Below are 231 nucleotides of genomic sequence, written 5' to 3' on the forward strand. Positions count from 1 at the left end.
CCTCAGCGGCAGGCAAGGGAACCTGCGGGGGCCTCGCGAAAGGAGACAAGCATGGCAGTAAAGGTTGCGATTAACGGCTTTGGCCGCATCGGTCGTCTCGCGTTCCGCCAGATGTTCGGCCACGAGGGCTCCGAGATCGTCGCTATCAACGACCTCACCTCTCCCGATATGCTCGCGTACCTCCTGAAGTACGACTCCACGCAGGGCAACTACGCTCGCGACCACAAGATC

General features: G+C 61.0%; 1 protein-coding gene. It reads left to right on the forward strand.

What is annotated here, in order from left to right:
• Window positions 1-51 precede the first annotated feature (51 nt).
• A partial coding sequence (locus H5993_RS09400) for a glyceraldehyde 3-phosphate dehydrogenase NAD-binding domain-containing protein (RefSeq protein ID WP_275087020.1) occupies window positions 52-231 on the forward strand: 180 nt, incomplete at its 3' end.

This window comes from Limosilactobacillus alvi (assembly GCF_016900115.1).
GTDB classification, from domain to species: domain Bacteria; phylum Bacillota; class Bacilli; order Lactobacillales; family Lactobacillaceae; genus Limosilactobacillus; species Limosilactobacillus alvi.